This window comes from Paenibacillus sp. FSL R10-2796, from assembly GCF_037965315.1.
Taxonomy (GTDB): Bacteria; Bacillota; Bacilli; order Paenibacillales; family Paenibacillaceae; genus Paenibacillus_AQ; species Paenibacillus_AQ odorifer.
Genome location: NZ_CP150178.1, coordinates 3389695 through 3416583 on the forward strand (window position 1 = coordinate 3389695; position 26889 = coordinate 3416583).

Here is a 26889-nt window from a genome sequence, read left to right on the forward strand (position 1 = left end):
ATCGTCTATATAGTATCGTGCTTCAAGGAGGCTTCAGGGTGAAGGGACATGTACCGAAAGTTGAAAAAGAGGATGAGAGGCTATGGATCCAAAATGTTCTCGATGGACATAAAGAAGACTATTCGTATCTTGTAAATCGATATAAGAATAAAATTTATGGGCTTTTGCGAGGAATGGGAGCCAATCATCAAGATGCACAAGACATAACGCAGGAGACGTTTATTAAAGCTTACCGTAAGCTGGCCTCACATGATTTGGATAAGAATTTTGCGGCGTGGCTATATGCTATCGCGACTAATTTACTGAAGGATTTGTGGAAAAAAGACCGACCGACAGCGAGTTTGCCGGACGACAATGCCGAATATTCTCTTTCGGATAATCCAGAAGAAGAATTAATGCGATCGGAGCATCGCACAGAGCTGCTTCACCTGATGCAGAAGCTCCCGTCTAATTATCGTACGGCTTTACTGCTTCGTTATACCAATGATTTAAGCTATGAAGAAATGTGTATGGTTCTAGATGTTCCATTAAGCAAGATTCAAAATGATTTATACCGGGCTAAACAGCGTTTGAAGCAGCTAATTACACTCCAGGAGGTGAAGACCGATGAGGTGCTTAAATTCCTATGAGATCGAAGAATATATTTTAAGCAAATCTATCTTACGAGATCAAGCCGTAGCTGAACATATGGCAACTTGTACGCATTGTAATATGATCTACGAAGCAGAGCTTGAGGAACAAGCTGAATGGTCGCAGGCTATGTATGAAGAGCGCTTACCAGATTCATTTACTGCTCAAGTAATGGCTTCTTTGGAACAAGTAGAGCTTGAGGAATTTACTCCAACACAAAGGAATCGCAAGCATCCGAAGCGCAATAAGTTGCTGAGATTATTTATGGGTGCGGCGTTGTTACTGGTTGTGCTAAGTGCCGTGATCTTATATTCCGTTCCTACACTGGCAGAGACTTTACGTTCTCTTTTTGTAAAAAACAACATGGACATTGGCCTTCTACGAGCACAAGAATTTGGGTTGGTAGAGCATCCTAATATTAAGGTGAAGGATAAGGGCTACACAATCAAAATAGATGAAGCAGTGGCAGATCCTACACGGGTAATTGTTGCGTTACAGTTGTTTGGACCAGATGGAAAGCATGATAAAAAGCGGTTGGCCCTTAATGATGGGAACAGTATTGCGATTAAGGATGATCAAGGGAAGGTTGTTGGGGAGTTATACGATATAGGATTTACCAGTGACTTTTACTATTTGATCGCTAATTTCACTGAACCTCTGCAAACTGATCGAATTACGGTCGAAGGTCATATTACTGAATTGGGAAGTGAACGCAAGAACATCCCTACTCTTAAAGGCGATTGGAATTTCAATTTTTCTATGGATATGACAGAAGCGAATAAACAAACAACCTCCATGCCACTAACGGGTAGCTACACCTCCCCGGACGGTTTAACTGTGACCTTGAAAAAATTAACTCATATGGTGCAAGGTGTTCGTTTTGAGTTTGATACGCAATTGAGTGAAGAGGCATTGACCCGTTCTCCTGGCGAACTATGGAAGCAACAGGGCTTGAAATTCCATTTTGAGGATACAGCAGGAGAAGAGATTCACAGTGTTAATGCTAGAAAGTTTCCTAATAAGAATAGCGTGATGTCCTACTCTAACCTTCCCGGGGCAACAAAGGGACTTATGCACTGGAGCTATACGTTTAAATATTTACCTCAGGATACGCCTTATACTTTCGTATTGGATGGATATTTCATCCCAGAGAAGGATGGTTCTAGTGTGCAATTTGAGCCTGCCAAGTTGAAAGAACAGCCGATTCCCTTTGCATTTGACGGGGATGAACTGATGTTAAATGATTTTACAGTGGAGTCATCTCCCGATAACAATGTATCAGCGAAGGAAGGTGTATTACATTTTAGAGGAAGATTGAGAAATGAGTTTTTAAATAGTGAATGGATATTTAAGACACTAGATGGCAAGGAGTACAAACTCACTGAACAAGGAGCTTTTACTACTAAAGGGGTAGGATGGAAAGATGGTTATATTGAATTTATCGAGTCTCAGTCAAATAATCAAAAGAAATATTTCCAATTCCGTGCCGAAGGCCTTACACAAATTCCCGAGCAGCTTCAATTAGTGCGCACGATAAACAATCGAATGTATGCTAATGTAGACTGGTCCGTTCCTATCATGGAAGCTAGCAAAAAAGAGTAAATATAGTTATTTGGTTTCCGGATTGTACAAGCAAATAAGGGGGAATAAGCATCTCATATACTATCACAATCGAAAAGAGGTGGTAGTTTATGACTGCTGCAGAGAAGAGAAAAATTCAAAGAGCTTTGAACGCATTGCGTAAGCAAAGAGTGATTCTGAAAGAAAGTCTTAAAAGAATTGAAGCCATTCTTTGCAGGTTGCCTATTGGCAGTCGTGAAAGATTTGAATTGTTAGCAGTAAGAGACTCAATAGTAGAAGCGCTTCGACTAAATGCAATTGCCATTAGAAATTTAAAAGATGCTACTTGTTCTTGTTAATTACCCTAATACCAGTTCTACGCAGTTTTTGCGTGGAGCTGGTTTTTTTGAAATAATAAGATTCACACTATCCGTTATGATACTATAAACTTAATATGTCGATAACGTAAAAAAGAGAGGAAACCATTTATGACCAACAAACTATACTACAATTCTACATACCTGACTGATTGGCCAACCCGTGTGACTGAAACCATAGAACGAGAAGATGGTCTTTATGTTCTTTTAGAGGAGACGGCTTTTTATCCGCATGGTGGTGGACAACCCTGTGATCTTGGAGCTATTCAGGGAATTCCTGTGCTTGATGTAATCAGTGAGGAAGAGCTTGTACTGCATAAGCTGGAACGTTTACCTAATGGGGAATCGGTAACTTGTCAGATCGATTGGAATAGAAGATTTGACCATATGCAGCAGCATAGTGGCCAGCATTTGCTCTCAGCGGTTTGTCTAGAAAAACATAACTTTATGACCTTAAGCTTTCATTTAGGTGAGGACTATTGCACTGTTGATATAGAAGTGCCAGAACTGTCTGCTGATCAACTGTACTCCATAGAGAGAGAAGTTAATCGGCAGATTTACTTAAATCACAATATTCTCAGCTATTTCGTAACAGGGGAAGAGGCTTCACAGCTTAAATTGGTTAAACAGCCAAAAGTGACAGAGAATATCCGGATTGTTGAGATCAAAGGTGTTGAATACAACGCTTGTGGGGGGACACATGTGTCCTCAACGGGTGAAATTGGAATGATTAAGCTTTTGAAAGCTGAGAAAATAAAAGGGAACACACGGATTTATTTTAAATGTGGATATCGTGCTTTAGAGGAATTTAATACTAGTCAGCAAATCCTTGGTACACTATCTTCCAAATTCAACACAGGCAAAGATGAGATTATTGATCGAATTGAAAAATGGGAAAATGAACAAAAGCTGCTGCAAGCTGAAATTAATCTGCTTAAAGAAAAAAATGATGATTATGTCTTGCAAGAGCTTTTAAATGAGCAAGGGGGAAAGATGATCGCACAAGTTTTTGAGGATAAATCGCTAAAAGATCTACAGAGCTTAGCTAATAAGCTGACTTCGAAATGTGATCTTCCTGTATTATTAGCTACTTCTGCGGAGAATAAGGTTGTGTTTGCGCAGAATGGGAGCACGGAGATTTCCTGTGGAGCTTTTTTCAAAGCTCATCTAGGCAGCTATAATGGTAAAGGCGGGGGCAGCGATAAACTGGCGCAAGCAGGATTCCCAACTTGGGAGGATGCTTTGGCATTTTATGAGTTTGCTAGAGGGTGAGAAGAAACTTTTTCCATTATCTTCCGTCTAATAACATATGATTATAATGTCGAAGGAGACGGATAGAAATGAATAAATGGAAGGTAACACTAGGGATCTTTGCCGTTTTGATTTTAAGTACTGGATATGGATCGGTATCTGCGCAAGCAGACAAGCAAATTCAATTTAACTATAAAGAAATTGGAATCAGCAGTAAACAAGTCATCGCGGAGAATACAACTTTTGTACCCTTGAAATCACTTGCAGATGCTATGGGTTATACGTTATCGTGGGATCAAAAGTCCAAAATGGCCAAGCTGGTACGTCCAGAGCGTGAAGTCATCTTCACCGCGGGTGCTGCAACGTCAAAAGTGAACGGGGCAGCGATGGCATTAACAAAATCTCCGCGTATCATAAAAGGTTCGTTGTACATGCCCTTGGTCTCTGCAGTCAGTGTACTTGGGGGTAAAACCGCGTTTAATAAAACGGATGGGGTTATCCAAATCGTAGATGAACCTAGATTTGTTGCTGCTTCTGTAGAAGGTAGATCCTATTGGATATCTCAAAAAAACGCAAATTTATATTACCGGGCTACGGCAGCTGGGAAACCAGTAATTATTGGCCAACTACCCCTTAAGGAGTCAGCTTACAATCATGGATTTGAGATTAAAAAACTTGGAAATGGCACGGACTTACTTCAATTAACGGACAATCATTATGCAATGTTTTATGATTTCAACAGCAGCTATCAGGTACTAGTTCAAGCAGGTACAATAATTAAGCAAATGGATTATCAATATATGATTCCGGCTTATCCACACGCGCCTCAAGTGCCTTCCACTCAGGTGTATATGACCGATGGGAAGAACGTTCAGTATATTACTAAGGATGGCGGTTTGGGCAAGTTGTTTGAGATGGAGAAATTAACCGGGGCAACCGGTGATTTCATAGTGGAGTACGCCGCGGAGGATGTGGCACTCGTTCGCTTATTAGATACAACTCAATTATATATTGTCTACAGCAGTACAGGAGAAATCGTCAATCTCAGTGAACAACTGATTACTAGTGAGGATCGTAAAGAATGGGATAAAGTAAATGATGGCAGAGATCAATACATTCTGAGCAGAATGTTAGGGATGAAAAGCCGTAAGGGGAATGTACTGACATTCACCTATACGCCAATCCTTGAAGAAAAAGCAAAAACAGTGACATATACACTTCAAGCGAAATAATTCGGAATCACATCCATATAATTAGCACAAAAAAAGAGCGATGTTGAACATCGCTCTTTTTTATGTATTTATGATTATTTCGTTGTCATCATACTTCCACCCTTAATCTGAACGGGTTGATCATTTATAGATACCCAAACATCTATGGCAGAATTGTTGCGGATAATCGTTTTGTCGGCACTTAATTTCAGTGAATACAGGGCAGTGACATAATCATAAATCTCAATATTAGTAGCGTACCAAATATCTGAATGTCCACCTGCTTGTTGGCAAAAAGTTTCGATTAGCTCCCAATTGTTCTGCTGTGCGAACTCATAGCTATGGCCCCAAACATAGCAGAGTCTTAGTTTCTGGGAGGGTCCTTCCATTGTGAATCGCTCCCAAACCTGATGCAGATCTTCAATATGGTGGCAGGTTGGATGCCATTCCATGAAATTAAGAGGCATATCAAATTGTTTAGTAGAGTGAACAGTGCGGCTGTATTCAATTCCAACGGACTGAAGTGGTGCAATTATCTCCTGAGAGTATGTACCGTAGGGGTAGGACATGCCTCGCACTGGATAATCCACCAGCTTTTCCAATCGTTTACGGTCTTCGAACAGCTCTTCAATTACCATCGGTAAAGGAAGACGCTCTAGATGTGGGTGAGTAACGGAATGGGCGGACACTTCATGATTCCTGAGCGAATGCTTAACATCAGCGGGCGATAAGAACCCAGGTGCATTGATCATTGCACTATTTAAATGGAAGGTCCCTTTAATTCCATATTGATCAAAAATACCAGCCAAGCGGATATCGTGTTTCTGGCCGTCATCATAGCTCATAGTGAGCGCCTTTGATAATCCGCCTGGGAATAAGTTGAATTGAAGTTTCATGAATTCACACTCCTATAATTTGGTGAGCTTGAAAGTACTTCTTCCAATTATAAACAATTAACGTTATAATCAGATTCCACGTTTGAAAAGGAAAGAGTTTTCAGTGAAAAATATACACTTAAGGAGAGATGCTATCTGCCTGACTTTCTCTACGTTGTAAAGCTACTCTATGTAAAAGACAAAAGAAACTCACTTTTATATTTTATCACTAACCTGCTGAGCCCACCAATTCTATTTGCAGAGCTGTTCATAACGAAATATGTAGTTGACCTAAGCTGCACATACAAAAATCAAATATAGACGTTGTATAAATAGATGGTCTTGGCTGTATGATATAATTATTAGAAAAAAATATGGGGAGAACTGTATGACTACAATCATTGATAAAATTGCATGGATTCATATTCAGAATGGACAAGTTTTGTGTGCGCGTTCCAAAGGGAAAGATACCTATTATTTGCCTGGAGGAAAAAGAGAAGCTGGAGAAACAGACGAGGAGACGCTCGTGCGCGAAATCGAGGAAGAGATCTCTGTTCGTATTAAACCAGAAACCATCTCCTATTTTGGAACCTTTGAAGCGGAAGCTCACGGTAAAGCTGAAGGCGTCATAGTTAAAATGACATGTTATATCGCGGATTTTGAAGGTACACTTAGTCCTGCGTCGGAAATTGAAGAGTTATCCTGGTTATCTTATAAGGATCGAAATCGTGTTTCAGTCGTTACACAGATCATTTTCGATCAATTGCATGAGCATAAATTACTTTCCTAATTCACAATTTAAAGTTCTGAAAGCCCGTTTTAAGCCTAAGAGATGGCTTGAGGCGGTCTTTTTTTTGAAAATATACGAAAGGCTTATAGGGGCAACAACATCGTTTATTTTGGTTTAGGACAGATGTCCTTTTTTAAAGGCCTGAATTGCTTTTTAATATGTAAGAGATCGAAGTTGAGGAGAGAGAGAAATGAGAGGAATTATATTTGCGTTTTTAGCGGGGGCTTGTATCACTCTGCAAGGAGTATCTAATGCTCGAATTAGTCAAGATATTGGGACTTGGCAAGCTGCGACAATTACACAGTTAACAGGATTTATCATGTCGTTACTAATCCTCTTATTTGCTAGAGATGGGAAATGGCAAGGAATAAAAGAAGTAAAACCATTATATCTAATTGGCGGATCTTTTGCCGCAGTCGTTATTTTCAGTGAAGTCACTGCCATTCAACAGATTGGCGTTACTTTTACTATATCGACATTGCTCATTGCACAGCTATGCCTGACCTTTTTAATTGATATTAAAGGCTGGTTTGGGATGGAAAAACGACAAATGAGACTCCCACAGTTTATTGGGATAGGGTTGATGATTGCGGGAGTAGTGATTTTGAAATTCTGAGAATACAATCAACAACTGGAGGAGTTACGTTATGATTTTAGGGTTAATATTAGCGCTTGTCGCGGGTTCATTCGTTAGTTTACAAAATATTTTTAATACGAAGGTTAATCAAAAGGTTGGATCTTGGGCCACAACGACGTTAGTATTAGGGTTGGGTTTTCTGGCTTCCTTTATTATGAGTCTTATCTTTGAAGGCGGCCGAATATTTACTTTGCGAAATATGGAGCCTTGGTACTGGATCAGCGGATTGATCGGGGTGGGTGTAGTAATCTGTCTCGTGCAAGGCACCAAACGTCTTGGGCCAACCTATGCGATCTCGATCGTATTAATCTCTCAGCTTGGGTTTGCTTTATTGTGGGATTCCCTCGGCTGGTTAGGGCTTGAAAAGGTTCCATTCACCTGGAAGCAGTTGGTCGGAGTACTCGTGATTGTTGGCGGTATTCTAGTGTTTAAGCTAGGTGGTGCCCGGGAGACTCAAAAGTCGGCTTAATTTATCCTCAGACTCATGTTTGTCAAAATAGAAGTGATGGCAGTCACACGAGAGTGAAAGCAAATCAATCTATACTTTGGGAAAGTAGTAACTCAATTATAAATAAGGAGCAGATCATCCAATGTTCATACAATTGAACTCTCTAACTACAGAAAAGTTAAATGAAAACCTTGGTGAACGACCAGGTTATTTTAAATTGTTCTTCGATACAGAGGGCTGTGGTTGTAATGGCGTGATCGTAATTCAGATTATTAGTGAACCCCATGCTACAGATATTGAAGTTCAGAAAGAGCCCTTTACTTTTTTTGTGGACCGTCAACAGGAATCTTTATTTGATGAACAGATGCGACTTGAAGCAGATGAGAATTACCCGTCATTCAGATTAAGTAGTGATTCGGGCCTGTTAGGAAGCAATATTCGAGTAAAAGATATTCGCTGAGTAGAGCACTGCTACTAAAAACCAGAGCATTTGAGATCATCTCTCAATGCGCTGGTTTTTTAAATTTCGTTCCTATATATGGCACTTGCAATTCATTTCTTACCCATTAGATTTTTTCATAAAAGCTATATGGTCTATTTTGCTGTTCACCAGTGTAATTAACTGTTCTGCCATATAGCTCGCCGAATATTTGAAATTGACTTCAGCCCAGTGCATAATGACACCTACTGTAGCAGACATTTGGTAACTCAACATAATTTCATAATCCACAGGAGCAGCATCAGCTTCTATCTCAATTCGCATATCCTCACGCATGGATTCCCGTAAACGGTCGAACAGTTCAACAGTCATTTTCCCTCGTTCCACTGCGGATAAGGCTAAAAACTCCGCTTTATGCCCCTCAATATATTCGAACAGCTGCAGAATGGAAGGGAAGACCTCCGTTGCCTCAATACGTTCCAATCCCTCATAAGGGTCTAATAGCGCCTCTCCTATACCCTGTAGAAATTCATCATGTATTTCCTTAAGCAAAGCCTCTTTACTCTCAAAATGTTTATAAAAAGTCCCTCGATTGTAATCCGCTCGATTAGTCACGTCCAAAATCGTAACTGAATCATAACTATTTTCCAATATTAGCTCAACGAATGCAGATTTCAGAGCTTGGCGTGTTCTTCTGGTTCTTCTGTCTTCATGTTCTTCCTGTATCAAAAAAACTACCTCCAGCTATGATCTTTTTATCGTTCATTTATAGTTCTTACTTTAAAAGTAACAAAAGATCAGCTAATGTTCAAGATTTAGACATAAGTAAACACGGAGAGCAAGTATGTTGGTTAGGCGACATTACTTAAAATTCTGATTATTGAATAGGTTAACTAATGGGGTGTACTCTAGTAATAGAGATAGGTTATCCCATCTCCTAAGACTATAATATATAGCCAATTCATAACAAAGGATGCGAACATACAATGAGTGAATCATATGTAAAAACTGCTGTAATTACTGGAGCTGCAGGTGGAATCGGTAAAGAGCTTGCCCGTCGATTGTCTGATCGTAAACTGAATCTTGTACTTGTCGATCTGAATGAAGAAGCGATAAAAAATGTCATCCAAGATTTAGGCTTAAATGAATCTAACTCTTTAGCTGTAGCTGCGGATGTCTCTAATGAAGAAGACGTTCAGAATTATGTTAATAGAGCGGTAGAAAAATTTGGAACCATTGATTATTTTGCAAACAATGCCGGAATCGAAGGTCCAGCAGGTCAAATCGAAGAGCTTAACGTTAAAGCACTTGATCTTGTATATAACGTCAATGTACGTGGTGTATTTCTTGGACTACATTATGTAATTCCTGTGATGAAAAAACAAAACTCAGGTGCTATTCTGAACACTTCTTCTCTGGCAGGACTCATGGGTGCACCAGGTATGGCCCCTTATATTATGTCTAAGCATGCTGTAATCGGTCTGACTCGCGTAGCTGCAAATGAGCTTGCACCACTTGGTATTCGTGTAAATGCGGTACTCCCAGGAACGATCAATACACAAATGATGCGTAAAATTGAAAATAATTTTGGAAGCGCAGAAGAATACAAGGCAGCTAACGAAGCTGCAACACCTATGGGACGCTACGGAGAACCGCAAGAGGTTGCCGCTGTGATGAACTTCCTTCTGTCGGATGAGGCTTCATTCGTAACGGGTTCTCTATATACAGTCGATGGTGGTATGATAGGTCAATAATGCAAGCTGATTTCGATCATTAAGGATACTTCAAATAAAGGATTGGGCCTGTGCGTCAAGCATTGGGTCCAATTCTTTTTTATTTAGGATACCCGGATCGGATTTTATAATAAGCAATCTGCTGAATTATCTTATAGAATATACAAAGGGGATTTAATCTTTTTAAGTATTGATCAGTGATTTAGATAAATTGTTGGCGAGGAGTGTTCATATGCATGAATTATCTCAACAGGATTTTAATGAAGTGAAACCGTTACTTACAGGTGCTCCTATTCATCCTGAAATTCTCTCCATTATCGAGGGAAATAATCCGGGTTGGATTTTTGTAGATCAACTTGTAACACCAAAAAGCGCGTTGGTATGGAGTAAGGGGATGCAAGGATTTTATATTATAGGCGATCACACCAATGAGATATTTATTAAAAGCTTAGATAGTTATGTATCCAGTCAGATTGTACCGAGGATGAAAAAGCTTGGGCTGGAGTATTTTGAAGTCTCAGGTCAACACAATGAATGGAATCTGGCATTGATGTTTCCTTCTAGGAAGCTATATCCTTTTGAACAAATGGTGTTCAAGTTATTCCACAAGCCCGTTGAGTCCCTTAATAATGCGATTAGAATTATAAATCTTAAAATGCTGGACTGGGAGGACTTAGATCTAAAGAATATAGAATTTGTACATGATAATATTGATTTATTCTGGTCATCGAAAGAAGACTTTAGGGCAAAAGGCTATGGATATGCTGCTGTTGATGGAACTGAGATTATGGGTGTGTGTTATTCTAGTTTCGTTACGGAGGATACTCATGCTATCGGAATTGAAACTCTCTCCAAGTATCAGAATAGAGGAGTGGGGACTCATTTAGCGGCCTTAGTAGCGGAGGATATACTTACAAATGGTTTTACACCTTACTGGGACTGTTCATTAGATAATGAAGCTTCCCGAAAGCTAGCGCTCCGTTTAGGATTTCAGCAAATTCATCAATATAAGTGTAGTGCTTTTTCAATATGACAGTTTCGCAAATTATTAGGTTAGGATGAACATTGATGAGAATATTGCTCGTAGAGGACGATAGAACGATTGCTTCAGGACTTGAATATTCCTTGCAGCAGGATCATTTTGAAACTATTTTATGTTATGATGCAACCTCTGCTAGGAGGGTGTTGGCGGAGCGGTTATCTGAAGTAACACTTTGCATTTTTGATCTCTCTCTACCGGATGGCAGCGGATATGATCTGTGTAAGATCGTGAAGGAGCGGAGCGATATTCCGGTCATCTTTTTAACTGCGATTGATGACGAAGTTAATGTAGTGATGGGACTTGATATGGGAGCAGACGATTACATAACTAAGCCATTTCGGATTCGCGAGCTGTTATCACGCATTAAATCGGTGTTAAGGAGATATAACAAGCAGGCTCAGACCCCATCTAATTTTGAACTAGAGAATATACGGATTAATACGCTTGAAGGAAAAGTTTATAAGAACGGCGATGAAGTTCTGCTAACAGCATTAGAATATCGTCTGCTTCTGATATTTGCTAATCATGTGGGACAAGTCCTTTCCAGAAATCAGCTGTTAGAGCGGATTTGGGATGTCGCCGGAGAATTTGTAAATGATAATACATTGTCTGTGTATATTAAACGCTTAAGGGAAAAGTTAGAGGATAACCCGCAAGAACCCACACTGATCAAAACAGTACGCGGTTTAGGGTATAAGGTTGGTGATTAGATGTTACGAAACAGAGAATTTAGATGGTTATTACTAACGATGACTACGATCAGCCTTCTGGCGATTATAGGAACGGCATTTATTTCATCAGCAGCGATGGGGATCACGGCGGTAACTTCAGTTCTGCTTATAGGTTGTTGTTTATTATTTACCCGCTGGAGATACCGCGAAATTGAGAAGCTTTCAGGGTATCTACGTCAAATTAGCAGCGGTAATTATTCGCTCGATGTTCGTGATAATCAGGAAGGCGAGCTTAGTATCCTGAAAAATGATATTTATAAGGTGACGTTGATGTTATCGGAGCAGCGTTTGCTTTTGCAAGAGGATAAAATAAAGCTTACCAATGCGATCTCCGACATCTCCCATCAGCTTAAAACACCACTTACCTCCATGACCGTGATGGCAGATTTATTAAGTGATCCTGATCTGGACGTTGAGAAAAGAATAGAATTTACGCGGAAAATCAGCCTTCAGCTCGATCGAATTGGCTGGCTGGTTTCTTCATTATTAAAGTTCTCAAAGATCGATGCCGGAACCATTCAATTTAAAAAAGATTCAATAAAAGTAAAGAAGCTTGTTCAGAAATCTATGGAGCCCATACTGATTCCAATGGATATTAAAGAGCAACGGATCCAAATCGAAGGTGAAGACGCTACTTCATTTATAGGCGATTGCAATTGGACAACTGAGGCGATGATTAATATTCTGAAAAACTGTGTAGAGCATACACCTGCTGGGGGAGAGATTGCGATTTCTTTTGCAGAAAACACGCTGTTCACGGAAATTGTCATTACTGATAATGGCAAAGGAATTCCTAAAGCAGAGATCCCCTTTATTTTCAAACGATTCTACAAGGGTACAAATGCAAACGAAGACAGCGTTGGAATTGGACTTGCCTTGGCGCAAAGTATTATCACTGAACAAAACGGCACGATTGATGTGGTGAGTGAAGTAGGAAAGGGTACACAATTTCGGATCAAATTTTACAAGCAAGTGATTTAACACTTATGGCTTAGTGACTAGAATGTCACTTAAGAGTCACTGAAGAGTCATTGTAGACAGATATACTGATCTCATCAACAAATGGGGGTCTAACAATGGATATTTTAAAGATTGAACATCTGTCTAAAACATATGGTAAAGGCGAGACCGCAGTAAAGGCTCTGGATGATGTATCTTTTTCAATTAAAAAAGGTGAATTCGTAGCGATTATTGGACCATCCGGCTCAGGAAAATCAACGATTCTGCATTTATTAGGTGGGGTGGATAGACCGACAAGCGGTAAAGTATTTGTAGATAACACGGATATTTATGATTTGAATGAAACACAGCTGGCGATCTTTAGACGCAGACAAATTGGTCTTATTTATCAGTTCTATAATCTCATACCGGTGCTGACGGTTGAAGAGAATATCACACTTCCGTTGCTGCTCGATCAGCATAAAGTGGATAAGAAGCAATTTGCAGATACCGTGAAGGCGTTAAATTTGGAAAATCGTTTAAACCATCTGCCGAATCAGCTATCAGGCGGACAGCAGCAGCGGGTATCCATAGGCAGAGCATTAATTAGTAACCCTGCAATTATGCTGGCAGATGAGCCAACTGGTAATCTTGACAGCAAGAATAGCAGTGAAATTATTGAATTATTAAAAATGTTTAATAAAACGTATAATCAAACACTGATTGTGATTACTCACGATGAACGTATTGCCTTGCAAGCAGATCGGGTTATTACTATTGAAGATGGAAGGATCGCTAAAGATGAGGTGATTCGTCCGTGAATATCGTAAACAAATTAACTATAAGACATTTGAAACAGAATAAGCGAAGAACATTGGTAACTATCATTGGAGTTATCATTTCAGTAGCTATGGTAACGGCTGTGGCGACGTTAGGTTTTTCTTTTATGGAATTAATGAAGAAGCAAAGTATCTCTACAAATGGAGAATGGCATGTCCAATATAGAAATGTTACTAAAGCTCAGCTCAAAGCGATAGAAACAGATGATGCGACAAAAGCCCTAGTGATCTCCAACGATCGTGGCTACGCCCCTTTAGAGGGTGGGAAGAATGAGAATAAACCCTATTGGTATATCAAGGAATATAATGCAGCTGGTTTTAAACAATTCCCGATTGAACTGCTGGAAGGTAGACTCCCGAAGACAAACCACGAAGTAGTCATTTCTGAGGAGATTGCAAAGAATGCAAAAGTCTCTTACAAGATTGGTGAAACTTTAACGCTTGATGTGGGTGAACGTGTCACTAGCGATGATGAAAATAGTGGCCAACCCCTATCTCAGAATGAACGATTACGGACTGAAGAGGATACCCTGCTTGAAAAGATTATTCATAAAAAATCAATGAACTATACGATTGTGGGAGTGATAAAACGTCCTACTTGGGAACCAACATGGTCTCCGGGTTATACTGCCATAAGTTATGTGGATGAAAGCATGATTGGAGCAGCTGAAAAAACCACAGCGACGGTTGTATTAAAAAAGGTGGACAGCTCCATATACAAGCATGCAGAGGAATTGGCAAAAGAAAATAAGATCGAGTCGATCTCTTATAATAATAGTCTGCTCCGCTATTATGGTGTGACGAATAACGATGGCTTACGTAACACACTTCTTTTATTGTCAGTAATTATTATGGTTGTGATTATCATTGGTTCCGTTTCTTTAATCTATAATGCTTTTGCAATCTCTGTCTCGGAGCGTGCACGTCATTTAGGGATGCTCTCCAGTGTAGGGGCTACAAAGTGGCAAAAGCAGAATTCAGTGTTTTTTGAAGGAATGATTATCGGTTTAATTAGTATTCCAATTGGGATCATTTGCGGTATAGCAGGCATCGGGATCACTTTTATGTTTATCAATTCGATGATTAAAGATGTATTAGGGATAACTGAGAGATTAATGTTGATTGTTACACCTCTGTCTCTACTAACCGCTTGTTTAGTTTCAATACTGACAATTTTTATATCCACCTATCTTCCAGCCAGAAAGGCTTCAAAGATCTCGGCAATTGATGCGATCAGACAAACAACCGATGTTAAGCTCTCAGGTAAAGCGGTGAAAACATCCAAGTTCGTGCGCAGATTGTTTGGTATTGAAGCAGAAATTGGTTTGAAGAATTTAAAGAGAAATAAACGCAGGTACCAAGCAACCGTGTTCTCACTTGTCATTAGTATTGTTTTATTTTTATCTGTATCAGCGTTCACTTCTAATATGAGAAGATCGGTAGAACTCTCACAGGATGGTTTGAACTATGATATCCAAGTATATATGGGGACTGAGGACGCTCAAAAAGTGGACCGGTTGACGAACTCGATATCCAAATTACCTAATATAACGGAATATAATGTGACTAAGGAACTCAGTGTGAGTTCATGGATTGATGAGAAAAATATGGCAAAAGAATTGCAAGAGATTGTGCAGGCGGATAAGAGTGTTCTAAAGAACGGGAAATATCCTTACTATATTCAGATCTATGCACTAAATGAACAGAGTTTGAAAACCTATGCAGAAACGGTCGGTATAAATTATGAACAACTAACGAAGCTTGATCAGATGACTGCTATTGTGAATGATACGGTTACCTTTGAGGATGAGAAAGCTAAAAAAATTGTTGAGACCAAAGCTTTTCACTCTGAAGTCGGCCAAAAGCTTGAGCTTATTTATACGGATTGGGATACCAAAAAAGAGACGGATTTATCACCAGTAAAAATTGTCGCTTTAACTGATAAACGTCCAATGGGAGTACATTCAGCAATGGTTGGTGGAATAAACATCATCGTCTCTGAACAAGTCTTCGATAAACTAACAAATGATGCGATGAGCAAAGATATTCAAAGCCGGCTTAACTTGAATAGCACAAACCCATTAGCAACACAACAAGCCATAGAGGAAATGAAAGAGCGGAATATCTATGTTCAAAATGTGTATCAAAATAGACAAAATAGTGAGCAGATGATCATGTTAATGTCTATTTTCACCTATGGTTTTATTGCTTTGATTACTTTAATATCAATTGCGAATATTTTTAATACGATATCAACTAGCATATCTCTTCGTAAAAGAGAGTTTGCGATGCTGAAGTCTGTGGGCATGACGCCAAACGGTTTTAATAAAATGATTAATTACGAAAGTGTTTTTTATGGAATAAAGTCACTACTATATGGGCTTCCGATTAGTATCGTTATTATGTACTTGATTTATAGATCAATGATGAGCAGCTTCTCTTATGGATTCACACTTCCGTGGATGAGTATCTTGTGTGTCATATTGGCAGTGTTTATCATCGTTAGCGCAGCCATGTTATATTCAAGCTCAAAAGTGAAAAAAGAGAACATTATCGATGCATTGAAACAGGAAAATATATAACTATTACCCCAACATTGCCGCGTTTAACGCGGCTTTTTTGTGTCATATCTGACACGTTGGTATGTAAATTCTTATAAATTCCTATGATATAATGTACACAATTGAATTGAACAGATTATAACCACGAGGTAGGTGTCAACGAATTGAGAACAGTTGTCGTGATTGGCGGGGGAATTACTGGATTGTCTACCGCTTACTATTTACAGAAATCTATAGAGCATAACAAGCTAGATGTAAAAATCATTTTGGTTGAAGCCAGCGATAGACTGGGCGGCAAAATCAGAACACTAAAACAAGAAGACTTCATTATGGAGTCTGGGGCAGATTCTATTGTCACCCGTAAAACGAATGTTGCACCTCTGATTGAAGAGTTGGGTATACAAAATGAGGTTGTATATAACGCGACAGGAATATCCTTTATTTATACAGAAGGTAAACTGAAGCAAATTCCTAAAGATGCAGTCTTTGGCATTCCGCTCAGTATGGAGTCGCTTGCTACAACAGAACTGATCTCAGCTGAAGGAAAGGTTGAAGCACTCAAAGATTTCTACACTCCCAATAATAAGTTTACGAAAAACGATTCTGTGGGTGATTTTCTAGAAGCTTTCTTTGGAAAAGAACTTGTCGAGAAGCAAATTTCACCGGTTCTTTCAGGTGTATATTCCGGGAAGCTAAGCGAACTTACAATTGCCTCAACGCTGCCTTATTTGATTGATTATAAGAATGAATACGGCAGTATTATTCAAGGCTTATCCGCAAATAAAGCCAAATTTCAAGGGAATGGTGATAAGAAGTTCATGTCATTCAAGGGAGGTGTATCTGCCTTGATCGACTCTATGGAAGAACATCTTTCTAATTCGGAGATCATCAAAGGGATTCGTGCCGAAAGAATTGAGAAGCGTGGAGAGCAGTACCAGGTAACTTTGGCAGATGGACGAATCATAGACTCCGATGTTGTCGTACTTGGAACGATGCATTCTACTGCACAAGCGCTACTTCAAGACGAAGAACTAAATGAAGATTTCAATCAGTTATATAATAGTTCTATGATTAGTGTATATTTAGGATTTGATATCCCCGACAGTCAGCTGCCTGCGAATGGCACAGGGTTCATCACTGCCAACAGCGATGATGTTCTATGTAATGCGTGTACGTGGACAAGTCGCAAGTGGGAGCATACGTCAGGACAACAGCGTCTGCTTGTCAGACTCTTTTATAAAAGCTCAAACCCTCATTATGATTCGTTGATCAAGCTATCTGAAGAGGAACTATTGAAGGTGGCTTTGAAAGATATACAGACCAGTCTCGGGATAACAGGACAGCCAGCTACCTACGATGTGACCAAATGGCATGATGTAATGCCAAACTACCATAAACTTCATCATCAAATTGTAGTATCCTTAGAGAAGAAGATGACAGACAGGTATCCTAATGTTATCCTTGCTGGATGCTCCTATTATGGTGTAGGCATTCCAGATTGTATTGCGAATGGAGAAAAAACAGCAGAGCGTATTTTGGAACAAGTAATTTCACATTAAAAAGGAGGGTGTACAATCGTGAGAAGATTAGCGATCAGCTCTATGCAAAGTCTAGACTTATAAACAACGGCGGTTGTTTGTATAGAGCGAAAAATTGATTTTACCGCTAGTGCAGTGTGCATGGGTTGTTTAAAGAATAGACTTTGCTACCTTCAAACTCATAAAAAGTTTAAGGAGCAGAGCGATTATGAAATATGTAAATGCAGATACGATTTTCCCAAAAGAATTATTAGAGGAAATTCAGAAATATATCAACGGGGGTATGGTTTATATCCCTAAGCCTGAAGAATCACATGTAAAATGGGGCGAAAAGTCAGGGAGCAGAAAATACTTAAGATCTAGAAACATCGAAATCTGTCTAAGGTTTGCTGTGGGTGCAACGGTTGACCAGCTTTCAGATGAATATTGCCTATCTAGGGATAGTATTAAGAAAATTGTTTATTCAAAAAAATAGCTTATCATCCAAAAAAACCACGTTAGAGGAAACTCTGACGTGGTTTTTGGAGTTTAATTATAATTCATCCATCTTTTTATTTGCGGCATTAATAGCTGTACTAGAAACCTTTGTTTTGTATAGTGCTTCTTTCATCATTGTCATTGCTTCTAATTGCAACTTAATCGCTTTTAAATAGATTTCATGTAACGCCTGCAAATCTGTATTGGGTGCTTTAATTTTTTTCGCCTCTATTACCAACTTAGTGTAATTAGGAATGATTACATTATTGAACGCTGTATAGCGTTGTTTTCTATTGTTACCTGTATCTATTCTGTTCTTTACATATGCATCAGAGGCAATTTCATCAAATTTAAAAATCGCTGCTATTTGATTAGAATAGGTTGTGAAATCTATTACTTCTTGTGGCGTTTTCATCTTTTCTTCATAATCTGCCCTAGTTGCGTGTCTTCACAACGAAACCCAAGGTTTAAGAAAAAAAGAGTGTTCTTTGATGATTCGTGACCAGAATCTTATTTCATCTAGAGGTCTCGAAACAAAAGGATCCGGCATATCTGAATACACCCCCCATTTTCATACAATTATAATATGCGTGAGGTTTGTACTATATCCGCAAAAGTTAAGACGAGTATATAGAAGTACAGTAGGTACGGTTAACTTAATTATCAAATATAAATGGTGACATTATATAAAAATTAATTCTAATCGAATATGGCATATAACTAGAGCGAGGTCGTAATTATACTAAAAAAGAAGTGACATTAGACAAGAACTTGTGGAGGTATGATGGAGATTAAGCTTGTTCCAGTAACCATAATATTTTAGTTTCGACAGAAGGTAGGGAGGGAACGACATGAATATCACAATCACCTTAACTGACAGTGCCTCGAAGTTTATTATTAACAACCTTTACCCACTATACTTACACGATCTATCAGAAATATGGGGGACGATTCCTAATCTATACGGGGTTTTCGAGGAGGACGAGACACAGACACTGCAGGAACAGAATAAAGTATTCGACATTTGGTGGGAGAAAGCTGGCATTTTGTATCCTTATTTAATAAAAGAAAATGATATCCCAATAGGGTTTGCATTAGTTGCTACACCACCATATACTCCGTCTGCTTGTGAAATCTATTTGAATGAATTTTTTATTCTACGGCCTTTCCGTGGTAAGGGGCTCGCTGAATATGCGGCTAAGGAAGTCTTTAAGCTTCATTTGGGTAACTGGGAGCTACAAACGAATCCCACGGATACAAATAGGAGAGCACAGCATTTTTGGAGGAAAACTTTAAAAGAATACACTGGGGATAGTTATTTAGAGGAATGCGGGAAGTCATATGATGATGAATTAAAGATGATTTTTACATTCAATAACCAATCAGAATTATCGAATCCATAAAAGGGGATTTCGAAGTTATGTTTAAGAATTCATTCCTAAAAGCAAAAGCTTATAAGTACAATTGACTGCAATATTTGGTAGCTTTAGTGCTTGGAATGGATGCTATCACTATCGAATAGGTTTAATAATAAAAACCGATCTAACTATCGTAGTTAGATCGGCTTTTGTTGATCTTAGCTATTTGATGCGTTTAACTTGCAAATATATGCTTACCAATTTTTAAGTTTTGCGGACGTAACCAAATCCATGCACTAGTTGCTGTATCGGGATTGAAATAATAGATTGAATGGTTTGTGGGGTCCCAACCTCGAACAGCATCAAGAGCAGCTAAATAAGCTGTCTGATTTGGTGTAAGCCAATACTGGCCGTCAGACACGGCTGTGAAAGCTCCTTTTTGGAATACAACTTCTTTAATATTGTCAGGAAATTGACTAGATTGTATACGATTCATGACTACTGCACCCACTGCAACTTGTCCAACATAAGGCTCACCGCGAGACTCACTGTAGATAACTTTAGCCAAAATATCCATTTCATTAATATTTAGCGTGTGTTTTTTTAAAATATTCCAAGTTTTTGTCCCCGAAATTCCATCAGCGCTTATGCCATAGGCCTTTTGAAATTTAGCAACCGCTGCTTTCGTTTGTGATCCGTATACCCCATCTAAGGGCTCAGTATAGAAATCAAGGGTTTTTAATCTATATTGTAGATCCCATACATCTCCTGAAGAACTTCCTATGGTTAATAGCGGAGCTGCATTAGCAGAACCGATTATAGTAGCCATGCTCACCAGACCCAAAAGAAGCAACAAAGTGAATATTTTAGTCTTCATTATAGTAGCCTCCTTTCAGAAAACATTATAAATATAGTTTAATCATTGAGACAACACTCATTTAATGGAAAATAAATTACTGTTTTACAAACTGTAAATCCTTAGTTCCGTTTGTGATTTTCTGAAATGGGTAAAATAATACTTATAGGCAGATAAAATTTCGGAGGTCTTTTATATGAAAAAGCAATTATTTCTACTAGTCGTCGCAGCTGCTTTCAGCTTAAGTGCTTGTAGTAATGACAATAGCTATGGCAATCAGATGTCTTCTAACGATACACAAATGGAACATAACTCACATTCAAGTTCAGGTGAAGTTCCAAAAGATCTGAGGGTAGCGGAGAATCCTACTTACAAAGTAGGAAGTGAAGCTGTGATCCAAACTGACCATATGGAAGGGATGAAGGGAGCCATTGCGACAATTGTGGGAGCTTATGAGACGACAGCATATAATGTTTCCTATAGACCTACTACAGGAGGTCAACCGGTCACAAATCATAAGTGGATTATTCATGAAGAAATAAAAGAAGCAGATGATATATCCTATCAACCAGGCTCAGAGGTTATTATGGAAGCTGATCATATGAAGGATATGAAGGGTGCAACGGCTCAGATTAACTCCACAGAAAAAACCACAGTCTATATGATTAATTACAAACCTACTACGGGTGGAGATGAAGTGAAAAATCATAAGTGGGTAACAGAAGATGAGCTTTCACCTGTAAAATAATAGATCAACACAAAAACTGCAACTTACTCAGTTACGCATGAGTACGTTGCAGTTTTTGTTGTTTTATAGTCAGCTTCAAAATAATTTGCGGTTAGGCTTTATCCACTGCAAGTTTTGAAGATTTCATGTTTGACAGGTCCTGTTCAGCTTCTTCAGGAACTGGCATTTGGTTAGAAGTACGAAGTGGAAGCTCCTTCAGGAAGAAGACAAGCACGAAAGCTACAACTAGCACAATGGTCCCGGTTAAGAACACGGATGACAATGTCTGTCCTAAAGCATCACGGATACCCTCAATCATTTGTAAGAAGACAGGCTGTACATCGGCTGGCAGACTAGCTTGAGTCTGTTCAAGCAATGGTTTGTTCATTAATGCCTGTGGATTAGCGAAGGAGAGCATTTGCTCAGCAAGTTTTGGATCTATCTGTGTGAAATCCGGTGCTGATGACGATTGCAGAGCTTCCTTCAAGTTTTTGGTAAGACTATTGGACATAACGGTACCCATGACTGCGATACCGATCGTACCGCCTAAATTACGGAATAATTGTGAGGAGGCCGTTACTACACCCAGTTCTGTGTGTGAAACTGCATTTTGAGTAGCTAGTGAGAATACTGGCATCCCCAATCCTAACCCAAGACCAAACACAATCATACTTAGGACAGCCATCGGTACATTATTCATAAATACCATAATTGTCATACCAGCAATCATAATGGGTATTCCAATTAATGCGTAACGTTTATACTTCCCTTTTTTCGCCATCTTTTGTCCGGTAAGGGCACTGGCTACAACCATAACGATCGACATTGGCATAGTAACATACCCTGCATATGTCGCGGAGATCCCCAGAACACCTTGTACGAAGAAGGAAAGATAGATCATAGCTCCCATCATACCGAAGTTCATAATAAAACCAATAATATTAGATATGGTAACTACACTATTCTTAAATAGATGAAGCGGAAGTATTGGATTTTTAGCTTTGGATTCGACAAGAATAAAGAGAAGTGCCGAAACAACTGTTCCCGCCAACAGGCCGAGAATTTGCGAAGAACCCCAATCATATTCTGTACCTGCCCAGGTGAAGGCAAGCAGTAGAGGAACGATGGTAGTTGTCATTAACAAGGAACCTAAATAGTCGATGCTGGTTGACTCTCCGCGTTTGCCTTTAGGAAATAAGGTAAGAATCATCACGAAGGCCACTACACCAAGCGGTAGGAAGATCCAGAACAGCCAATGCCAATCCATATTGTCGATCAAAAAGCCTCCAAGCGTTGGTCCAAGCACACTGGAGAAACCGAATACGGCCATCATCAACCCCATCCATTTACCACGTTCACGCGGAGGGAATAAGTCACCTACGGCAGTAAATGCGGTGGATTGAATAATACCTGCACCTACCCCTTGAATCCCACGATAAATGATAAATTGATAAACATCGGAAGATGTTCCTGTCAGAAAAGCCCCAACCATAAATAATAGAATACCTGCTAATAGAAAGGGTTTACGTCCGAACATATCAGATAACTTACCGACAAGAACGGTTGCTATTGTTGATGTTAATAAATAAATGTTAATAGTCCAAGTATAGTAATCCATGCCATCAAGAATTGCGATTATACGCGGCATAGCATTACTTGTAATTGTCTGATTAATCGCTGCGAACAGCATTGCAGCCATAATAGCTATCATAATACTAAGTTTTCGTTTGCTGGATAAATGTTCCATTCGATTGTTTCCCCGCCACTTTTTAAATTTTATCTTTTGTCTAAATCAGAAATTATAACTGCGAAAATTCTTCTTAAATGCTCAATATCTTCATCGGGCAGTATCTTAAAGTAAGATTCCATAAGTTCTTGATGGCGTTCCTGCACCTCTTTAATCGTTGCTTCTCCTTTCTGCGTAATGGTGATGTGTACCACTCTTCGATCATCCTTGGCGCGTTCCTTATTTACGTAATCTTCAGCGATTAATTGGTCTGTTACGCCTGTAATTGCTGCTGAGGTAATACCAAGAGCTGCAGCAATCTGTGATACGTTTTGTGGACCGTTCTTAGATAAAGTCCTGAGGGTTTTGAACTGTGTAATATTTAGGGGGTAGTCTTGTTTGTTCCAATCTTGAGAGATTCCTTTTAAAAAGGATTTGAACATAGTAGAAATCTGAAGAAAATCTTCATTATTAGCCAAATCACGCCTCCTAAAGTTATGAAATAGGGCGGAATAAGTAATTCCGTTAAATTTTAGATAACAACTAAATGATTAACTACTTAATTATTAAAGCGTGAAACAATATATCATCCTTTTTTATATCTCGTCAAGAAAAGGTTTGTTTTTTCGAATGAAATAGAGTGGGTTGATAATATTGTTGTTGAAGTTCGTTCCTGAGCTAATGAATTATTTGTTATACTGTGTATAGTTATCGTTATTATCATTACATTAAAAAAGGAGCATTTATTTGAATCTAGCAACTCCTGTAACACCTATTCAACTTATGCAAGTACTTCTAAACGTTTCTGTGATTCGCCCTGTTTTTATCTGGGGGGCGCCTGGTATTGGGAAATCTTCGCTAGTAGAAGCTTTTGCTGATCAGGTGGGTCTTCCTTGTGTGTCTCTATTAGGTTCTCAATTAGCACCTGAAGACATCATTGGAGTCCCGCAAATCGTTAACGGTAAGAGCCAATTCTGTCCTCCAAAAATGATTGCTCGGGATGAACCTTATTGTTTGTTCCTGGACGAGCTTAATGCCTGTTCTCAAGAAGTGCAAAAAGCTTTTTATAGTCTCATCCACGAACGCCGCATAGGCGATTATCACCTACCTGAGGGCTCTATAGTAATAGGAGCTGGTAACCGTGCACAAGATAGTGCAATTGTTAAACCTATGTCCTCCGCGCTTATCAATCGGATGTTCCATATACAGTTAAATGTATCGTTTCAGAATTGGATCTCTTGGGCATATGAGCATAACATTCATCCTATGGTTATTGAATATCTGGAATTGCGTCCCGATCATTTGTGGAGTGCACCTCCAAAGACTGAAGAGCCTTTCTCCACGCCACGCTCTTGGCATATGCTTAGTGATGCACTACATGAGTTTGGCGATGATATAAATGCGGATACCGTGGGGATTTTAGCGAATGGTTCACTGACACCTGCTCACGCCACACAATTCAGGGCTTTTTATAAAAATCTAACTGGAAAATATGAACTTAATCAAATTATAGATGGTAAATCCTCATTTCCAACGGCTCCAGAAGATCGGGATCTCCTGTATTTCCTGGCGCAATCCTTGCGTGCCCAGATTATCAAAGAACTCCCTCCGATTAAAGATAACGTACGAGATGGACATCGCCAATTTGCACACACTGTTAAAAAGCTGATTAAAGACTTGTCCGTCATTAGCTTCGAAATTGCACAGCTAGTAGTTGCTAAGCAGGAGCAAAGTGATAATATTCCAGATTGGTTAATGGTTGAAATTGTACGTGATTTACCACGTCTTGCAATAAAAGAGCGGGGGTAAATATGGCTAAAAAAACAACTCCAGATAATCCCGCTTTGAAAAATTTTAATGAAGCATGTTCGTTAATCGCGGATCATCCTATTTTTGCGCCGTTATCTGTTCGAGCTTCGATTATTCATAATGAAAATAGTCCCTATCCTGAAGACGGCTGGGCAATTGTCACTAATAACGGTTATATTTACACTCATCCTAAACGGCGTGGCGAGGTTGCTGAATGGATGTACGTTTTGGCACATTGTTTTCTTCATTTAGGTCTTGGACATTTAAAGATTAAAGAGAATCAAGTGGCGTGGAACGTTGCATGTGATGTGTACATAGCAAAGTTTTTAAATGACTTGAAGCTTGGGAAAGTACCCGCAGATATGGAGTCGCGAATTGATCTTACAATTAAAGATGAACAACAGCTTTACGAGCAGTTTATGATAAAAGGAATTCCGGACACCTCCAGATATTTTGGGACTGCGGGTGTTTCAAAACTGGATATGAATGTTAGAGAAACCACCAAAAGATACTGGGGAAAAGCACCGGATTGGGAAGCCTATTTTGCTTATGGGTTATCTAATGCTGTGACGAATGCAGTAAGTGTTGCTGGAGGCCATGCTAATACTATTAGTGACCCTGCACTTTCATTAACCGCTCCACAACGTGCAAAACGATGGTTTATGGACAGATATCCTTTATTAGGTGCGCTTGCCGCCGGCTTTGAGATTATAGAAGATCCAGCGATATGTCGGCGATTTGATATTTCCATAGCTGCCATTGACGTTATTGAGCGCAAAATATTTATGAACCCTGCAGCCGGACTAAACGATGAGGAGTGTATTTTCGTGATGGCGCATGAGCTTCTGCACGCGGGGCTTCAGCATCACGAGCGATGTCTTGGCCGGGATCATTATCTTTGGAATGTGGCTTGTGACTACGTAATAAATCTATGGCTAGTAGAAATGAGTGTGGGGGAGTATCCGCGAATTGGACTCTTATTAGATCCTGAGCTTAAAGGTTTATCTGCTGAAACGATTTATGATCGTATGGTCGGAGATATCCGCACTTATAAGAAACTGGCGACCTTGAGAGGGAATGGACTTGGTGACATTTTAGATAACGGTTCATCAAGTTTTTGGGATGCGAGAGAAGGACAGACGTTAGATGATTTCTGTAAAAATGCTATGCAACAAGGACTGATGTATCATGAAGAGCAAAGCCGCGGTCTTTTGCCATCAGGCCTAGTTGAAGAGATTAGAGCGCTAGGCCAGCCACCTATTAAATGGGATGTAGAGCTTGCTCGGTGGTTTGATCATTATTTTTCACCGCTTGAGAAGACCAGATCTTATTCACGAATTAGCAGACGTCAATCTTCTACACCTGATATCCCTCGACCACAGTGGGTTCATAGCGGTGCTGCAGATGATGGCCGTACTTTTGGAGTTATTTTAGATACCTCAGGCTCAATGGATAAAAAGCTTCTGGCCAAAGCATTAGGAGCCATTTCAAGTTATGCGCAGGCTCGTGATGTTCCTTTTGCACGGATTATCTTTTGTGATGCTTGTCCTTATGATGCAGGTTTCATGCCCCCGGAGGCTATCGCGGATCGGGTACAAGTGAAGGGAAGAGGGGGAACGATCTTACAACCAGCTATTGATTTGATTCAACAAGCTGAGGATTTTCCGAAAAAAGGACCACTTCTAATTATTACAGATGGTTATTGTGACAAGCTGACCATTAAAAGAGACCATGCTTATATCTTGCCCAAGGGAAATGACTTGCCTTTCTCACCCAAAGGACCTGTATTCAGAATAAATTAGGGCTTAGAATAAATTTAGAGAGAGGTAACAATGGATATGAATCCCCCCAAACATATTCTTTCAGCAGCTACAGTTGTATTCAATGATCAAGAAGAAATCTTATTAATAAAAGGTCCACGTAGAGGATGGGAGATGCCAGGCGGACAGGTTGAAGAGGAGGAGTCCCTTATAGAAGCAGCAATCAGGGAAGCCAAAGAAGAATCGGGCATTGATATAGAGATTAATAAGTTCTGCGGAGTTTTTCAAAATGTTGATCGATCTATTTGTACTAACCTATTTCTAGGGAAAGCCATCGGCGGCGAACCTGCTACTAGTTCCGAGAGCTTAGAAGTTGGTTTTTTTTCGATAGAACAAGCATTGGAAATGGTCACATGGAAAAATCTCAGACTGCGGCTGGAGTATTGTCTAAATGATAAGGTGCAGCCTTTTTACGTAGAGTTACGGGGTACAGAAGTTGAGGAAATTATATTTAAATTAGAAAACCAGCAAACTTTTTAGAGGTCCTCCTGCGTCCTAGCTAATGAGTGTCATCG

At 39.5% G+C, this 26889-nt stretch carries 28 protein-coding genes and 1 pseudogene; 22 read left to right on the forward strand and 7 right to left on the reverse strand.

What is annotated here, in order from left to right:
• Window positions 1-38 precede the first annotated feature (38 nt).
• From NST58_RS15505 to NST58_RS15525, 5 genes are all read left to right on the forward strand, one after another.
• Window positions 39-629 carry a sigma-70 family RNA polymerase sigma factor gene (locus NST58_RS15505; RefSeq protein ID WP_076302019.1) on the forward strand — a complete coding sequence of 197 codons (591 nt, stop codon included), beginning with the start codon at window positions 39-41 and terminating at the stop codon, window positions 627-629.
• The gene (locus tag NST58_RS15510) at window positions 607-2232 is read left to right on the forward strand and encodes a DUF4179 domain-containing protein (RefSeq protein ID WP_339248647.1); all 1626 of its coding nucleotides are present in this window, start codon (window positions 607-609) and stop codon (window positions 2230-2232) included. The genes NST58_RS15505 and NST58_RS15510 overlap by 23 nt, the downstream gene beginning before the upstream one ends.
• A gap of 89 nt (window positions 2233-2321) precedes the next feature.
• Window positions 2322-2549, forward strand: coding sequence for a hypothetical protein (locus tag NST58_RS15515; protein ID WP_036678084.1), 228 nt, complete (start codon window positions 2322-2324; stop codon window positions 2547-2549).
• Window positions 2550-2678: 129 nt separating this feature from the next.
• Entirely contained in the window at window positions 2679-3839 is a 1161-nt protein-coding gene (locus NST58_RS15520; protein ID WP_339248648.1) for a DHHA1 domain-containing protein, read from the forward strand.
• 68 nt (window positions 3840-3907) lie between these two features.
• The gene (locus tag NST58_RS15525) at window positions 3908-5050 is read left to right on the forward strand and encodes a copper amine oxidase N-terminal domain-containing protein (RefSeq protein WP_339248650.1); all 1143 of its coding nucleotides are present in this window, start codon (window positions 3908-3910) and stop codon (window positions 5048-5050) included.
• A gap of 74 nt (window positions 5051-5124) precedes the next feature.
• On the opposite strand, the gene NST58_RS15530 is transcribed toward NST58_RS15525, so the two are convergent.
• The gene (locus NST58_RS15530; protein WP_076125834.1) at window positions 5125-5925 is read right to left on the reverse strand and encodes a polysaccharide deacetylase family protein; all 801 of its coding nucleotides are present in this window, start codon (window positions 5923-5925) and stop codon (window positions 5125-5127) included.
• A 367-nt stretch (window positions 5926-6292) separates the two neighbouring features.
• Here NST58_RS15530 and NST58_RS15535 point away from each other — a divergent pair, with 367 nt between their 5' ends.
• The 4 genes from NST58_RS15535 (at window position 6293) to NST58_RS15550 (ending at window position 8239) form a co-directional block, all read left to right on the forward strand.
• Window positions 6293-6694 carry an NUDIX domain-containing protein gene (locus NST58_RS15535; protein ID WP_076125824.1) on the forward strand — a complete coding sequence of 134 codons (402 nt, stop codon included), beginning with the start codon at window positions 6293-6295 and terminating at the stop codon, window positions 6692-6694.
• A gap of 190 nt (window positions 6695-6884) precedes the next feature.
• Entirely contained in the window at window positions 6885-7310 is a 426-nt protein-coding gene (locus NST58_RS15540) for a DMT family transporter (protein WP_076302027.1), read from the forward strand.
• Between the two features lie 31 nt (window positions 7311-7341).
• Complete coding sequence (locus NST58_RS15545; protein WP_076125820.1) at window positions 7342-7800, forward strand: DMT family transporter; 459 nt, start codon at window positions 7342-7344, stop codon at window positions 7798-7800.
• A gap of 121 nt (window positions 7801-7921) precedes the next feature.
• Window positions 7922-8239 (forward strand): iron-sulfur cluster biosynthesis family protein, encoded by a 318-nt coding sequence (locus NST58_RS15550; RefSeq protein WP_076125818.1) that lies wholly within the window; start codon window positions 7922-7924, stop codon window positions 8237-8239.
• 99 nt (window positions 8240-8338) lie between these two features.
• On the opposite strand, the gene NST58_RS15555 is transcribed toward NST58_RS15550, so the two are convergent.
• Complete coding sequence (locus NST58_RS15555; protein WP_076190423.1) at window positions 8339-8947, reverse strand: TetR/AcrR family transcriptional regulator; 609 nt, start codon at window positions 8945-8947, stop codon at window positions 8339-8341.
• 257 nt (window positions 8948-9204) lie between these two features.
• Between NST58_RS15555 and NST58_RS15560 the strand changes: the two genes are divergently transcribed.
• The 8 genes from NST58_RS15560 (at window position 9205) to NST58_RS15595 (ending at window position 18076) form a co-directional block, all read left to right on the forward strand.
• On the forward strand, window positions 9205-9972 hold the full coding sequence (locus NST58_RS15560) for an SDR family NAD(P)-dependent oxidoreductase (protein ID WP_076308534.1): 768 nt from the start codon (window positions 9205-9207) through the stop codon (window positions 9970-9972).
• 211 nt (window positions 9973-10183) lie between these two features.
• Entirely contained in the window at window positions 10184-10984 is an 801-nt protein-coding gene (locus NST58_RS15565; RefSeq protein WP_076280382.1) for a GNAT family N-acetyltransferase, read from the forward strand.
• Window positions 10985-11019: 35 nt separating this feature from the next.
• A complete protein-coding gene (locus tag NST58_RS15570) occupies window positions 11020-11703 on the forward strand; it encodes a response regulator transcription factor (RefSeq protein ID WP_076125811.1) in 684 nt (227 codons plus the stop codon).
• Window positions 11704-12705, forward strand: a complete 1002-nt coding sequence (locus NST58_RS15575) for a HAMP domain-containing sensor histidine kinase (RefSeq protein WP_076280381.1) — start codon at window positions 11704-11706, stop codon at window positions 12703-12705.
• Between the two features lie 95 nt (window positions 12706-12800).
• Window positions 12801-13484: an ABC transporter ATP-binding protein gene (locus tag NST58_RS15580; RefSeq protein ID WP_076125806.1), complete on the forward strand. Its 684-nt coding sequence runs from the start codon at window positions 12801-12803 to the stop codon at window positions 13482-13484.
• The gene (locus NST58_RS15585) at window positions 13481-16084 is read left to right on the forward strand and encodes an FtsX-like permease family protein (RefSeq protein WP_339248652.1); all 2604 of its coding nucleotides are present in this window, start codon (window positions 13481-13483) and stop codon (window positions 16082-16084) included. The genes NST58_RS15580 and NST58_RS15585 overlap by 4 nt, the downstream gene beginning before the upstream one ends.
• A 143-nt stretch (window positions 16085-16227) precedes the next feature.
• Complete coding sequence (locus NST58_RS15590) at window positions 16228-17622, forward strand: protoporphyrinogen oxidase (protein ID WP_076280682.1); 1395 nt, start codon at window positions 16228-16230, stop codon at window positions 17620-17622.
• A gap of 187 nt (window positions 17623-17809) precedes the next feature.
• Entirely contained in the window at window positions 17810-18076 is a 267-nt protein-coding gene (locus NST58_RS15595; RefSeq protein WP_038570858.1) for a CD3324 family protein, read from the forward strand.
• 57 nt (window positions 18077-18133) lie between these two features.
• Here the strand turns inward: NST58_RS15595 and NST58_RS15600 are convergent, their stop codons facing one another.
• Complete coding sequence (locus NST58_RS15600) at window positions 18134-18493, reverse strand: hypothetical protein (protein ID WP_339248653.1); 360 nt, start codon at window positions 18491-18493, stop codon at window positions 18134-18136.
• A gap of 20 nt (window positions 18494-18513) precedes the next feature.
• Window positions 18514-18628: pseudogene (locus NST58_RS15605) on the reverse strand (DUF2935 domain-containing protein); the annotation flags it as partial.
• Window positions 18629-18929: 301 nt separating this feature from the next.
• Between NST58_RS15605 and NST58_RS15610 the strand changes: the two are divergent.
• Window positions 18930-19481 (forward strand): GNAT family N-acetyltransferase, encoded by a 552-nt coding sequence (locus NST58_RS15610; protein WP_339248654.1) that lies wholly within the window; start codon window positions 18930-18932, stop codon window positions 19479-19481.
• Between the two features lie 190 nt (window positions 19482-19671).
• Here NST58_RS15610 and sleB read toward each other — a convergent pair whose 3' ends face one another.
• Entirely contained in the window at window positions 19672-20265 is a 594-nt protein-coding gene (gene sleB, locus NST58_RS15615; RefSeq protein WP_339248773.1) for a spore cortex-lytic enzyme, read from the reverse strand.
• A 223-nt stretch (window positions 20266-20488) separates the two neighbouring features.
• On the opposite strand from sleB, the gene NST58_RS15620 reads away from it, so the two are divergent.
• The gene (locus NST58_RS15620) at window positions 20489-21040 is read left to right on the forward strand and encodes a YdhK family protein (RefSeq protein ID WP_076276464.1); all 552 of its coding nucleotides are present in this window, start codon (window positions 20489-20491) and stop codon (window positions 21038-21040) included.
• 91 nt (window positions 21041-21131) lie between these two features.
• On the opposite strand, the gene NST58_RS15625 is transcribed toward NST58_RS15620, so the two are convergent.
• Together NST58_RS15625 and NST58_RS15630 are read right to left on the reverse strand one after the other, a co-directional pair.
• Window positions 21132-22766, reverse strand: a complete 1635-nt coding sequence (locus NST58_RS15625; protein ID WP_339248656.1) for an MDR family MFS transporter — start codon at window positions 22764-22766, stop codon at window positions 21132-21134.
• Window positions 22767-22795: 29 nt separating this feature from the next.
• On the reverse strand, window positions 22796-23224 hold the full coding sequence (locus NST58_RS15630; RefSeq protein WP_036678010.1) for a MarR family transcriptional regulator: 429 nt from the start codon (window positions 23222-23224) through the stop codon (window positions 22796-22798).
• Between the two features lie 268 nt (window positions 23225-23492).
• On the opposite strand from NST58_RS15630, the gene NST58_RS15635 reads away from it, so the two are divergent.
• From NST58_RS15635 to NST58_RS15645, 3 genes are read left to right on the forward strand one after another with little or no spacing between them, the layout of a single operon-like run.
• The gene (locus tag NST58_RS15635) at window positions 23493-24554 is read left to right on the forward strand and encodes a MoxR family ATPase (RefSeq protein ID WP_076190418.1); all 1062 of its coding nucleotides are present in this window, start codon (window positions 23493-23495) and stop codon (window positions 24552-24554) included.
• Between the two features lie 2 nt (window positions 24555-24556).
• Entirely contained in the window at window positions 24557-26356 is a 1800-nt protein-coding gene (locus tag NST58_RS15640) for a peptidase (protein ID WP_076302037.1), read from the forward strand.
• A 36-nt stretch (window positions 26357-26392) separates the two neighbouring features.
• Complete coding sequence (locus tag NST58_RS15645) at window positions 26393-26854, forward strand: NUDIX hydrolase (RefSeq protein WP_076135220.1); 462 nt, start codon at window positions 26393-26395, stop codon at window positions 26852-26854.
• Window positions 26855-26889 lie beyond the last annotated feature (35 nt).

Coding starts and splice junctions, on each gene's coding strand:
- NST58_RS15510 (WP_339248647.1), top strand. CDS start 607: ATGAGGTGCTTAAATTCCTATGAGATCGAAGAATATATTTTAAGCAAA.
- NST58_RS15515 (WP_036678084.1), top strand. CDS start 2,322: ATGACTGCTGCAGAGAAGAGAAAAATTCAAAGAGCTTTGAACGCATTG.
- NST58_RS15520 (WP_339248648.1), top strand. CDS start 2,679: ATGACCAACAAACTATACTACAATTCTACATACCTGACTGATTGGCCA.
- NST58_RS15525 (WP_339248650.1), top strand. CDS start 3,908: ATGAATAAATGGAAGGTAACACTAGGGATCTTTGCCGTTTTGATTTTA.
- NST58_RS15530 (WP_076125834.1), bottom strand. CDS start 5,925: ATGAAACTTCAATTCAACTTATTCCCAGGCGGATTATCAAAGGCGCTC.
- NST58_RS15535 (WP_076125824.1), top strand. CDS start 6,293: ATGACTACAATCATTGATAAAATTGCATGGATTCATATTCAGAATGGA.
- NST58_RS15540 (WP_076302027.1), top strand. CDS start 6,885: ATGAGAGGAATTATATTTGCGTTTTTAGCGGGGGCTTGTATCACTCTG.
- NST58_RS15545 (WP_076125820.1), top strand. CDS start 7,342: ATGATTTTAGGGTTAATATTAGCGCTTGTCGCGGGTTCATTCGTTAGT.
- NST58_RS15550 (WP_076125818.1), top strand. CDS start 7,922: ATGTTCATACAATTGAACTCTCTAACTACAGAAAAGTTAAATGAAAAC.
- NST58_RS15560 (WP_076308534.1), top strand. CDS start 9,205: ATGAGTGAATCATATGTAAAAACTGCTGTAATTACTGGAGCTGCAGGT.
- NST58_RS15565 (WP_076280382.1), top strand. CDS start 10,184: ATGCATGAATTATCTCAACAGGATTTTAATGAAGTGAAACCGTTACTT.
- NST58_RS15570 (WP_076125811.1), top strand. CDS start 11,020: ATGAGAATATTGCTCGTAGAGGACGATAGAACGATTGCTTCAGGACTT.
- NST58_RS15575 (WP_076280381.1), top strand. CDS start 11,704: ATGTTACGAAACAGAGAATTTAGATGGTTATTACTAACGATGACTACG.
- NST58_RS15580 (WP_076125806.1), top strand. CDS start 12,801: ATGGATATTTTAAAGATTGAACATCTGTCTAAAACATATGGTAAAGGC.
- NST58_RS15595 (WP_038570858.1), top strand. CDS start 17,810: ATGAAATATGTAAATGCAGATACGATTTTCCCAAAAGAATTATTAGAG.
- NST58_RS15600 (WP_339248653.1), bottom strand. CDS start 18,493: ATGAAAACGCCACAAGAAGTAATAGATTTCACAACCTATTCTAATCAA.
- NST58_RS15610 (WP_339248654.1), top strand. CDS start 18,930: ATGAATATCACAATCACCTTAACTGACAGTGCCTCGAAGTTTATTATT.
- sleB (WP_339248773.1), bottom strand. CDS start 20,265: ATGGCTACTATAATCGGTTCTGCTAATGCAGCTCCGCTATTAACCATA.
- NST58_RS15620 (WP_076276464.1), top strand. CDS start 20,489: ATGAAAAAGCAATTATTTCTACTAGTCGTCGCAGCTGCTTTCAGCTTA.
- NST58_RS15625 (WP_339248656.1), bottom strand. CDS start 22,766: ATGGAACATTTATCCAGCAAACGAAAACTTAGTATTATGATAGCTATT.
- NST58_RS15640 (WP_076302037.1), top strand. CDS start 24,557: ATGGCTAAAAAAACAACTCCAGATAATCCCGCTTTGAAAAATTTTAAT.
- NST58_RS15645 (WP_076135220.1), top strand. CDS start 26,393: ATGAATCCCCCCAAACATATTCTTTCAGCAGCTACAGTTGTATTCAAT.